The sequence below is a fragment of the Butyrivibrio hungatei NK4A153 genome, from assembly GCF_000424465.1.
GTDB classification, from domain to species: Bacteria; Bacillota; Clostridia; order Lachnospirales; family Lachnospiraceae; genus Butyrivibrio; species Butyrivibrio hungatei_A.
The window spans coordinates 24,787-37,369 of record NZ_KE384195.1; the positions used below are offsets into that span (position 1 = coordinate 24,787).

Consider the following 12,583-nt stretch of genomic DNA (forward strand, 5'->3'; position numbering starts at 1 on the left):
GGTTACCATTTTCTCAGTTAATGCCTTTGACATCATATCCAAAACTCTTAAGCTGAGTCTTGTCATCTCTCCAGTCTTTTCTGACTTTGACCCACAACTGAAGATTTACTTTGATCCCAACAAGTTCCTCAATATCTCTTCTGGCGGTCGATCCGATCTTCTTAAGCATCGCTCCGCCTTTTCCGATAACTATTCCCTTGTGTGAATCTCTCTCACAGATGATCGTAGCCTCAATATCCATGAGTTCTTTGTCTTCACGTTCCCTCATTCGCTCAACCGTAACGGCGATTCCGTGAGGTACCTCATCTTTCATAAGCCTGAGCGCCTTCTCTCTGATGATTTCAGCAACAATCTGTCTTTCAGGCTGATCCGTAAGAGTATCCTCATCGTAAAAAGGTGGTCCCACGGGAAGAAACTCTTTTATCGCATTCATAACCTCATCGACATTTATTCTGCGAAGTGCCGCGGTATGAACAATCTTGGCAAAATCCATCTGACTCTTATACGCGTCTTCAAATTTTGAAAGGCTGTCTTTTTCCACCGTATCTATCTTATTTATAACGAGTATGACCGGTTTCCTGCACTTCTTAAGTTCCTCGATAATGCCCTTCTCACCGGCACCGATAAAGGTACTCGGCTCAACAAGCCACAAGACCACATCAACTTCTTCAAGAGTGCTCTTTGCAACCTTTGTCATATATTCACCAAGTTTATTCTTGGTCTCATGAATACCCGGTGTATCCAGAAAGATCATCTGACACTGTTCATCCGTAAAAACAGTCATTATCTTGTTTCTGGTAGTCTGGGGCTTACATGAAGTTATTGCGATCTTCTGCCCGATCATCTGGTTCATGAGCGTCGATTTTCCGACATTCGGACGTCCGATAAGCGCTATGTACCCGGTTTTAAAATTATTCTCCATCATTACCTTCTGTTTTCTTCTCAGTAGTTACTACTGTTTTTACCTGCTTCTTTTCTCTGTATTTCTTGACACATATCCAGATCACAGCAACGAATATCGCAAGGAAAAGCAGCTGCGGAATGTGTATCACAAACCAGATAATGAATTCCTTTATGCCATGTCCCACAGATTTAAAGCTTTCAACGAATCCTTCGCCCATTCTTGCAAATGCACCTTTTTCTTCAACAGGCGTATACTTTGCAACTTCTTCAAGACTGAGATTCACCGTGCTGTAATCGACCTGATTGTCAAAAGTACGAAGCTGGGATTCCATGTTCTCAAGCTGATATCTTACCTGCGAAAGTCTGTCCTGAACAGCGATGATATCTTCCACCGACTGAGCGGATTCAAGTATCTTAAGTAGACTTTCTTCCTCGGTCAAAAGAGCTTTCTTCTTGCTCTCAAGATCGACGTACTGAAGTGTTACATCTTCAACGTTTGTCGACTTGCTTGTGATATTATACGCATCACCCAGACTGTCCACAAAACTTCCAAGCTTATCCGCGGGAACTCTTATAACAAAATTGGCGTTTCTTTTCGAATCATTGTAGTTCTTGTCGTATGAGCTTCCGTTGTAGATGTCACTTGACTCGATATATCCACCAAGCTCACCCACTTTCGCTTCTACCGCCTTGAGCGCCTCGTCAAAATTATCAGTTTCGGCACCGATATTCATCGTTGTGATAAGTTTCCTCGATGTATCGACCGCAGCCTCGGGATTTTCCTGCGCTGCTTCACCGCTTGCCTCCGCGCTTTCCTCTACTTCGAAAGGCGCCGCATCGGCATTTTCATCAACAGCTGCATCTTTTGTAAAAAACTCAGTACTGCCGGAAGCTTTTGGGCTTACCGGACCGGGCGCATGCAACTTTGATGAGCCCGATGAACTTTCCGAAGAACTTCCGCATCCCACAGATGTCAAAACCAATAAAGTCACACATGCGAAAATAACAAATACTTTCTTTCCAATAAATCTTTTTCTCATATTTTTACCCATGTGTGCATAAGCACAAAATCACTTATTTACAAGCTGCTCAATATTATCAAACAGATCCTTTTCCGAATCGATCTTATCCGAACTTCCTATTACGCATAGGCACTTATCTTCCATAAATGCATCAACATACTTGCTAAGTCCCCTTATCGTCTCCTTTGTCGTTCCAAGAAGCTCATCTCTGTTGCGCTGGATATTCTCCATCTTAGCATTGCAAAGATATGCTGAAAGTCCGTAAGTTCCCTTTGCTGCCGGAGTCTTAGGCGTATCGAGATCAGAAATGGCTCCGATAATGTATTTAAGGATAACCTTCTCATCCTCATCGAAGTTTTTCAGATATTCTGATGCCTTCTCAAAAACATCGATACTGTTCTTAAGATTCGGATCTCTGTATGTTACAAACGCAGAATCACCGTTCTTTGCATAGCTGCTCATACATCCGTACGCTCCGCCGATCACTCTTATATTCTTCCAAAGATAATCATATCCCATCATAACCTTGAGAACACGAAGTGCCCCGTTGTACTTAAGCCCCTTGGATGCAAAATTTCCGGCACGGCACACGTACTGAACCTGTCCGGCCGTCTTGAACGCCTCATTTCTTTTGCATGTCTCAATCTCGAACTTAACCTTTTCATAGTCATCTGTGAAAAGAGAATCGGCAAACAGCTTACTTTCTTCGGCAATTCCCGCATACTCTTTATCCGTGCAGGTTACGTCAACCAAAAGATTTTCTGCCCTGAATATAGCTTTGCAAAGCTCTTTAAGCTTATCGGATATCTCTTTTGCCCCTTCCGGAGTTTCAATCTCTGAAAGAAGTCCCTCAAGATGCCTTAAATATCCGATTCCGCCGGTTCTGTCAGAAACAGCCGCAGCAGGCGAAACATAAGACATAGCTCTTACAGCACTTGTCTGATGTCCGGCAGCTGCAAGATCCGACTGAAGTCTTGCGTACTGCTCGTCAAAAATCTCCTTAAGTCTCTTAACATCACCAAGCATAGTCTTAGTAAGAATCTCTTTTACAAGCTCAAATGCGTAATGCAGATTCTCATGTAAAACCTTTACGCTTATTTCAAGAGTTGTCTTAAATTCAGAAACGTCGTCCGCATCCGTATATGTGCTGATAGATCCTGTGATACCGCCCGTTTTGATATTGATCTCATTAAAAAGATCACCGTAACTGTAATTCTCGGTATCCATCATTCCAATTACTTTTTTAAGCACGGAAACATATGGAATAAGCTTCGCATCTAGATTTTTTAAGTCAAAAACAAAGGTCAGATAAACAATTCCGTTAGTAAAGATATTATGGAAAAGGATATCGACTCCGTTATCTTCTTTTTTCTCATAAATAAATTTATCAGATTCTTTCTTAAGATCTTTAAGCTCAAGAACCGGTATCTTTTCAAGATCTTCGGGTGAGTCCGGAGCATCCTGATACTCCTTAAGATCTGCCGTATACTTCACGATCTCAGAGATCTCATCCTTTGAAAGAGAAGCCTTGTAATCGGCAAGCTTCTTTTTAAGCTCCTCATCCTTTTTATCCGTAAGCCCCGGAACGGGCTCAAGCATAAGAATAGTCCTGTGAGGATTATCCAAAAGATATTTCTCGATAAGTTCCTCGAAGTATCTTCCCTGAACTTCCTTCTTAAGCTCAGCAAATGTGGCATTTGCTTCAACATTTATCCAAGGTCTGTTGTCATCATAGAGCCAGCTGTCAAAAACCTGAAGTCCGTATAACAATCCCTTAGGATATCTTCCGAAATCAGCCTCTCTGTACTTGAACTCATCATAATTAAGTCCTGCCAAAAGAGCCTTCTTATCAATTCCGTTTGTCGCCTGCTCTTTAAGCACAGATCTGATAATCTCTACAAATTCGTCCTTCTGAGATGCATCGGCATTCTTTGCGATAATGGAAAAAACAGGCTGCTGTATTCCATTGTCGTATTCGCTGTAAACGTCCTGTCCGATTCCTTTTTCTATAAGAGCCTTCTTGATCGGAGCCCCGGGTGCGGAACAAAGCGCATAATCCAAAATATCAAAAGCAATATAAAGCTTTTTATCAAGAGTAGAGCCCACACTGCAATTGTATGAGAGATAAGTGTTCTTATCGATTTTCTCTTCGGAAAGGATCGAATAAGGCTTAACTATCTCCTTAGGCTCTTTAAACGCTTCCTGTCTTTCTATCTTAGAGTCAACATCAAGACTATCAAATCTTGAAAGATAATTCTTATCGATATAATCAAGTTTCTCCGCTACATCCATATTTCCGTACAGGTAAATATAGCTGTTTGAGGGATGATAATATTTTCTGTGAAAATCAAGATAATCTTCATAAGTAAGAGACGGGATGTCATCCGGGTCACCACCCGACTCCATTCCGTATGTAATGTCGGGATAAAGAGAATTCTGTATTTCTCTTGAAAGCACATCATCCGCAGATGAAAATGCTCCCTTCATCTCATTGTAAACGACTCCGTTTATTGTAAGCTCGGAGTCGTCATTTTCCATTTCATAATGCCAGCCTTCCTGGCTGAATATTTTATCTGTCTTGTAGATATTGGGATAAAAAACCGCATCCAGATATACATCCATCAGATTCTGGAAATCAGCATCATTGCAGCTTGCAACCGGATAAACGGTCTTATCCGGGAATGTCATTGCGTTTAAAAAAGTATTAAGTGACCCTTTGGCAAGTTCCAAAAACGGGTCTTTTATAGGGTATTTCTCAGATCCACAAAGCACCGTGTGCTCAATGATATGAGCAACACCGGTGGAGTCCTTGGGCGGAGTTCTAAAGCCTATGGCAAATACCTTATTCTCTTCATCATTTGAAAGAATGGCAACTCTCGCCCCGGTCTTCTTGTGTCTCATTAAATAACTATCTGAGTTAAGATCGTCAATATGTCTCTTTTCGACGATCTCATATGCGGATAAATTTTCTATGTTCATCAATCAGCCTTCCTTAAATGTCAAAATCGTCTCCGGAACTGAAGTCAAAGTCGAAATCAGTCTTTGAGCCGGCAGCACTTACTTTAACAGTCTCTTTATTATTTCTGTTTATCGAGATTGTGCCGTTATATTCAGGCATCTTCATTCTGGGCTCGGCACTTCTGCCATCGGAAGCATCTGCCTCAGTTTCTTTCGGAAGAACCATTCCCTCGGGAACAAAGCGGATATTCTTCTTTTCTTCGCGTGCGCGAATTCTCCTTATGCGCTCTTGCTCACGACGGGCTCTTGCTTCCTCTTCTTCCTGCTCCTGACGTTTTCTTTCCTCAGCAAAGAACTTTTCTTCCTCTTCGATGATCTTTCTTTCGCGTTCTTCCTGCTCACGACGTTCTCTCTCGAGTTCCTCTTCCTCACTGAGTTCTTCTTCACGTTCAGCCTGTTCGCGCTGCTGTCTCTCGCGTTCCTCACGTTCAGCCTGTTCGCGCTGCTGTCTTTCGCGTTCTTCACGCTCTGCCTGCTCGCGCTGCTGTCTCTCACGTTCTTCACGCTCTGCCTGCTCACGCTGCTGTCTTTCGCGCTCTTCACGCTCTGCCTGCTCGCGCTGCTGTCTCTCGCGTTCCTCACGCTCTGCCTGCTCGCGCTGCTGTCTCTCACGTTCTTCACGCTCTGCCTGCTCGCGCTGCTGTCTTTCGCGTTCTTCACGCTCTGCCTGCTCGCGCTGCTGTCTCTCGCGTTCTTCACGCTCTGCCTGCTCGCGCTGCTGTCTCTCGCGTTCTTCACGCTCTGCCTGTTCACGGCGCTGTCTCTCAAGCTCAAGTCGCTCGCGTTCTTCCTGCTCACGTGCAAGTCTTTCACGTTCCTCACGTTCTGCCTGCTCACGACGCATTCTTTCGCGTTCTTCACGTTCACGCATCATTCTTTCACGCTCTTCGCGTTCACGCATGATTCTCTCGTGTTCCTCGCGCTCTGCCTGTTCGCGAAGCTGTCTTTCACGTTCTTCACGAAGTGCCTGTTCACGCTGCTGTCTCTCACGTTCTGCCTGCTCGCGAAGTGCCTGCTCACGCTCTTCTTTCTCGATCAGCCTTGCGCGTTCTTCCTGTTCGCGAAGAATCTGAGCGCGCTGCAATCTGATACGATCCTGCTGTTCACGCTGAATTCTGGCAAGTTCTTCCTGCTCTTCTCTTGCACGCATTGCTCTTGCCTGTTCTTCAAGTTCACGCTGACGTATCTCTTGTTCCTGCTGTTCACGCGGTTTCTTTCTGCGCTCTTCTATTTCACGGAATTTATTTTCACGATCTTCAGGTACACTAAGCTCAACTTCAGGTTCCATGGTTGCTTCAAAAAGAAGTCGCTCGCGTTCTGCCTGCTCACGAAGCATTCTTGCACGCTGCAATCTGATACGTGCTTCCTGTTCACGCTGAACTCTTGCCTGTTCTTCCTGATTCTCCTGTTCACGCTGACGCCTTATGCTCTCTTCCTGCTCACGCATAACTCTCTCGAGAGCTTCCTGTTCACGTTGTAATCTTTCTCTTTCTTTTCGATCACGTAATATCTTTTCACGTGTTCCCTGTTCAAGTGCCAATCTTTCCTGTTCCTCCTGCGCTTCTTGCTCTCGCTGAATACGAGCAAGCGCTGCACGTTCGTGGAGCATTCTGGCTCTTGCCTCCTGCTCACGAAGGATCCTTTCACGTACTGCTTGTTCACGCGCAAGTCTTTCCTGTTCTTCGCGCTCTGCCTGTTCACGCTGAAGCTTTTCCTGCTCCATACGCTCTTCCTGCTCACGCTGCTGTCTTTCCTGTTCCTCGCGTTCTGCCTGCTCACGCTGTAATCTTTCCTGTTCTTCCCGTTCAGCCTGCTCGCGACGCTGTCTTTCGAGTTCTTCCTGCTCACGAAGAATTCTCTCACGTTCTTCTTCCTGCTCACGTCTGATTCTGTCTTGCTCTTCCTGTTCGCGGCGCTTTCTGACAAGTTCCTCCTGTTCACGGAGAATTCTTTCACGCTCTTCGCGCTCTTCCTGCTCACGCTGAAGTCTTTCCTGCTCTTCGCGCTCTTCCTGCTCACGCTGAAGTCTTTCCTGCTCTTCACGTTCTGCCTGCTCGCGCTCAAGTCTCTCCTGCTCTTCGCGTTCTGCCTGCTCGCGCTCGAGTCTTTCCTGCTCTTCGCGTTCTGCCTGCTCACGCTCAAGTCTTTCCTGTTCCTCGCGTTCTGCCTGCTCGCGCTCGAGTCTTTCCTGCTCTTCGCGTTCTGCATCTTCACGCTCAGCCTGTTCAAGATCTTCCTGCTCGGGTTCTTCATCTTCGGCAGCATCCATGTCTCGTCTGAATTTACCCTGCTTTGCTCTCTCACGAAGGATCTTTGCACGTTCTTCTATGTCACGACGCTCCAATTCACGAGCTTCTTCTTCCTGAAGTTCTTCCTGTTCACGACGTTCTTTGTCATCTTCCTGCTCGAGAAGCTCCTTTGCGCGTTCTTCAACGGCTTCATTTTCAGCAAGTTCTCTTTCACGAACTTTTTCCACATCAATCTGCTGTGTGCGCTGATCGTCCTCGCGCTCTGCCTGCTCACGCTCTCTTTCGCGCTCTTCACGTTCTTCCTGTAAGCGCATTCCTCTTTCTCTGGCAAGCTGCTCACGGCGCTCACGACGTTCTCTTGCGCGTTCTTCTCTTTCACGGCGCTTTTTCTCACGAAGCTCTTTTTCATAAGCTCCGCCTCTGTCCATGATTTCTCCCTCGCCCATAAGTTCGCCGGTCATAAATCCTTCTCTTCGGTCGGTAGCACGACGATTGCGGGCAGCAAGAGAATTGTCACCATGATTTCCAAAGCCGCTCATCTCGGAAGCCTTCTTATATGCATAGTTGTTCTCGGGATTTGATTCTTCCTCTTCTTCCTCTTCCTCGATGATATCGGTCTCCTTTTTGGGACCCTGAGAAACAAGCATGGCTACACACGCAAGAATAAAGCCATAGTAAACGGTTACTACATACTGAGAGATCATCCTGGTCTCACCAAGACTTGGCTGCATCACAAAGAGAAAGATCATTCCAAAAAGCCATGGGATTATATTGTCTGCGTCTTTACTTCTTAAGTATCCGGCAAAAACAGCTGACATTATAACAACCGTGATCAGGTACGCAAGCTTATTTTCCGAATATATGAAGAAAGGTTTAATAGCTCCCACTTCATGGAAATAATATGACATCCATTTAGAAAATACAACACCTACATGTCCGATACCGGCTTCCTGTATCATCATGATAAGGAAGGTGAACAGCGTTCCGCCAAGTACGACCAGCAGACTCTTTCCGCCATTCGCAAGACTTCCTTCCGCCATGAACAATACCGAGATAAGTAACGGGAAGACCGCAACAAAAGTTCCGGCATCGACATAACCCATAAATCCAACCGTTACTCCCGCCAGGAAGAACAGTATCATAAACGCCGGTCCCTTACATTCCACGGTATATATCTGCTTCAGATAACGAATTACAACATAAATCTCGATACCGAACATAACATAAAAGATTCTGTCCGTGTTGAGCTCTTTATCTGCAAATGTCTTAAGAAATGCGGGCATAAAAGATACATAACCAATGTAAACAATAGATGCTATCGGCCCTAAAAGAAGTTTTACCGCAGAACCTGTGAACATTATGAAAACACACGCAAGAAACGCTTCATAAACATACACGGTCTCTGACATATTTCCGGTAAATATCATAAAGAATCCAAGAAGTTTGGAATAAGTAATGGACAAAAGATCCTGTTCGTACGAAACGCTGTCGGATCCAACTATCGCATTGTCAAGTAAAGACGTATTTCCCGTAAAGATCGGTTCACCCACCGCAATAGTCCTGTATCTGTAAACAAATGCAGCAATAATGAGGCAGGCAACGGCAACTTTATAAAAAATCTCAAACCCTTTTTTGTGAGTATATCTGTACAATTTGACGCTGTCGAACACCTTACCGGCCAGTAACGCGACCGCATTAGTCCAGATAATTCCCAATGTGGAAAAGATTAATGTGAATCCAAGTCTGTTTGAGGCAGGAAAAAGCCCTAAAAAATAGCCTGAACAACCAACCATCACCGCATTAAAGAGTATGAATAAAAGCCATATGCACAATGTCGGTATTTTTCGTCTCAGTTTCATTCTTTAGGACTCCCCTCATTTTATTCCCATCATAATCTTTAATTATTCTTCAGGCTCTTCCCAGTTGTGATATACAGCCTGAACGTCGTCATCTTCATCAAGAAGATCGAGTATTCTCTGAAGATACTTAACAGTATCGGGGTCTGTAACAGATACATAATTTTGAGGAATCATTGTTACTTCCGCTGATGCTGTCTCGATGTTTTCTTTGCTGAGAGCTTCTACAACAGCCTGGAAATTCTCAGGAGTTGTAAGTATCTCATAGCTGTCTTCCTCTTCGTTGAAATCATCTGCTCCCGCATCAAGAACAAGCATCATGAGATCGTCTGAAGACATCTTGCATTCTTCCTTGTCGATAAGAATCTGTCCCTTATTATCGAACATATAAGATACACATCCGGGAGTGCCGACATTTCCGTTTCCCTTTGTAAATGCACTCTTTACGTTAGCTGCAGTTCTGTTCTGGTTGTCTGTGAGTGCCTCAACAATGATGGCTGTTCCGCCGGGGCCGTATCCTTCGTATGTGATGCTCTTGTAGTCAACTCCACCTTCTGCGCCCGAAGCTTTCTTGATACCTCTTTCGATAGTATCGTTAGGCATGTTGTTTGCTTTTGCCTTTGCAATGACCGTTGCAAGCTTGAAGTTGTTTGACGGATCCGGACCTCCCTCCTTAACGGCAACCGCTATTTCTCTACCGATAATAGTAAAAATTTTACCCTTTGCCGCATCATTCTTTTCTTTCTTGTGCTTGATGTTAGCAAATTTTGAATGTCCTGACATATAAAATTCCTTTCATTACTCATATATAAACTATTTTGCTAATTCCGAATCTTTCACGCTTTCTGCTTCCTCTTCTTTTGGAAGTTTCTTCATAAGTACGCTCTGTACCATATGATTTCCAACGGAAAGAATCGTGAAACTATAGCCATCCACTTCGACGCTGAATTCGTCGTCTTCCTCCGGTATTCTGTCGAGCTTTGATATCAGAAATCCGTTCAAAGTTTCAAACTCCGACTCACCGAAAGACATCTCAAATTTCTTTTCAAGTGCCTCAATAGGCGCTGTGCCCTCTACAATAAACTCATCCCTGTTCTTGGTAGGTTTAATGAAATTCTCATCTTCGTCATATTCATCCATGATATTTCCGACGATCTCTTCAAGAATGTCCTCCATGGAAACAAGTCCCGCAGTCTGACCATACTCATCGATGACCACAACCATCTGCGTTTTGGACGATTGCATATTATGGAAAAGAGAATCAATATTCCGGGTCTCCGGAACAAACTTGGGCTGGCGAAGAAGTCCTTTTATCTTCCTGATCGGAAGATCCTTTTCTTTTTCCTCGGACAACTTCTTCATTGCATCACGTATATGCATGATGCCGATTATATGATCGATATCGTCAAGGTAAACCGGGAATCTGGAATTGTTGGTATCCATCATGAATCCAACAGCTTCTTTAAGGGTCATATTTGCATCAATGGCAACCATGGCGTTCCTGTTGGTCATAATATCCTGAGCTTCTTTGTCGGAAAACTCAAAAATATTGGATATCATATCGGCCTCTGTTTCCTGAAGAACGCCCTGTTCCTGGCCTTCCGAAACCATCGAGATGATTCCTTCCGTGGTTACATCGGTGAGATTCTCATCTCCCCTTACACCAAAAAGATACAAGACCGTTCCGGAGATTGCTCTGATAACCACAACAAAAGGAGTCACCAGAAATCTCATAAACGCCACCGGATAATAGCATGCCACCGCCCATTTTTCGGGACATCTGACAGCAAGGCGCTCAGGTATCCTTACGCCAAAGCTCATTGTAAGAAGCAATATAACCGCACCGGTCAAACAATATGTAAAACGGGTCGCAATAAAGGATTCACTAAGATCCAAAACATATGCGATATACCGTCCGATATCTCTTGTAACAAATCCTCCAAGAACCATGTTCACTGCTGCCGCAAAAACATTCATGGCTCTTATATGTTTCTCGGGGCTCTTCATGATATTAAGAAGTCCCGAAGCAACTTTATCTTTGTTCTCCCGACTTTTCTTTTCAACATCCTCTTCTTTGACGCGGGTTATCGCTGCATCAAATCCGAAAACGAAGATATCTGCTATAAGAACAGCCGCGAGTAAAAGAAAACTGGCAGAAGGCAAGCCTTCGTCCATAATCAGCCCTCCTGATACGCGATTGATTAAAATAAACCTAAAACCTCAAATTAAAATATACCACATTTTAGCATAATGTACTATATATAATTCCGACAATATTAGCTAAAATGCTTCTTTACCTTATCATACTGTACATTTATCTCCTGTAATGCTCCGTTATCGCCATCCATGTTGTCGGGATGGTAGAGTTTTACAAGACTTTTATACTTTCGCTCTGCGCTTTCCCTGCTCTTACAGCCGGCAAAGAAATCAAATGTCTGTGAACCCGCCGCAGCTACCTCAGGTTCTCTTTCATAGCCGTAAGTTTCATCTTCCTCCTCTTCTTCATAGTATTCGTCTTCATAATAGTCTTCTTCAGGGTACTCTTCTTCATAATACTCATTCCCCGAATAATCATCCGCATAATCTGCATCGCCGTATGCATCACCATATGGCTCATCATAGCGCGAATCTTCGTATCCGGCGTCATCGTATCGCGAATCGTCATACCTCTCATCATATCCGCGGTCATAACGTGCTCTCTCATCGTAATACTCATGTCTTCTTCGGCGGATTATGCAGTCATCGTCAGGATAGCGGTCGGAGCTGTCATCATAAAAGCTCCTGCCTTCCTGCTCTCTTCTGCTATTCGCATTTTCAGCGGCTTCGGCATTTCTTTCTTTTTTCCACTGCGCATACTCTCTGGTAAAATGTCTTTTACCCGCATCGGGAAACAATCTGTAATACCGGTTCTGCATCACGCTCATAAAGCCTTTTCCCAATACCGCAAATCCCACGTAGAAAGCCATGTCGGCCGCGACGGCAAAAAGCAGGATCTTTCCGTAAGAAAAAAGCACGGTTATCCCAAGAATAACGCCCACAACGGGAGCAAGCAGAACAAAGCTTAAAACAAGCAAAATGACAAACGAAAATGTTCCCTTATATTTGCCTATTTCACCCTTCCACCAGGTCACAAGTTCATTGTAAAAATATCCGACTTCAGAATTTCCGATCTTCAAAAAATCCTGTGCAGTCTGTTCAAGTCTCTCATTTGATAAAGCATCCGTGGAAATCTTATCGGGGCCGGCACTCCCCGAAAGTAAAAGAAATGTATTAAGACAATATAGTCCGCAGAACACAACAGCAGTCACAGGTAACACGCAATACAGGTATTTAAGTAAGCCAAAAAACAGCTTAAGAAACCATGTAAGCATGGATAAAAAAGCCTTAAGCGCGGTTATGGCAAGACCCAATATCGCATTGGCTGCTGTAGTCAGAATAGATATCATAAAATAAACTCCCTTGCAAAACTTCTATGAAAATTTTATACGAAATACGTACCCATGTCGAGTGTCCGCCTTTTTGATTAAAGAAAAAA

General features: G+C 44.1%; 7 protein-coding genes. All 7 read right to left on the reverse strand.

Annotated features, from left to right (window positions below; all coding sequences use genetic code 11):
• Positions 1-13: 13 nt before the first annotated feature.
• A complete protein-coding gene (era, locus tag G628_RS0112050) occupies positions 14-922 on the reverse strand; it encodes a GTPase Era (RefSeq protein ID WP_026654499.1) in 909 nt (302 codons plus the stop codon).
• Positions 912-1,943, reverse strand: a complete 1,032-nt coding sequence (locus G628_RS17360; protein WP_051199187.1) for a DUF4349 domain-containing protein — start codon at positions 1,941-1,943, stop codon at positions 912-914. The genes era and G628_RS17360 overlap by 11 nt, the downstream gene beginning before the upstream one ends.
• 30 nt (positions 1,944-1,973) lie before the next feature.
• Entirely contained in the window at positions 1,974-4,904 is a 2,931-nt protein-coding gene (locus G628_RS0112060; RefSeq protein WP_026667026.1) for an insulinase family protein, read from the reverse strand.
• A gap of 13 nt (positions 4,905-4,917) precedes the next feature.
• Positions 4,918-9,051 carry a hypothetical protein gene (locus G628_RS19010; RefSeq protein WP_027209235.1) on the reverse strand — a complete coding sequence of 1,378 codons (4,134 nt, stop codon included), beginning with the start codon at positions 9,049-9,051 and terminating at the stop codon, positions 4,918-4,920.
• A 42-nt stretch (positions 9,052-9,093) separates the two neighbouring features.
• Positions 9,094-9,831: a YebC/PmpR family DNA-binding transcriptional regulator gene (locus G628_RS0112070; RefSeq protein WP_026654494.1), complete on the reverse strand. Its 738-nt coding sequence runs from the start codon at positions 9,829-9,831 to the stop codon at positions 9,094-9,096.
• A 30-nt stretch (positions 9,832-9,861) separates the two neighbouring features.
• Entirely contained in the window at positions 9,862-11,223 is a 1,362-nt protein-coding gene (locus G628_RS0112075) for a hemolysin family protein (RefSeq protein WP_026654493.1), read from the reverse strand.
• Between the two features lie 101 nt (positions 11,224-11,324).
• Complete coding sequence (locus G628_RS0112080; RefSeq protein WP_027209236.1) at positions 11,325-12,494, reverse strand: hypothetical protein; 1,170 nt, start codon at positions 12,492-12,494, stop codon at positions 11,325-11,327.
• Positions 12,495-12,583: the final 89 nt, after the last annotated feature.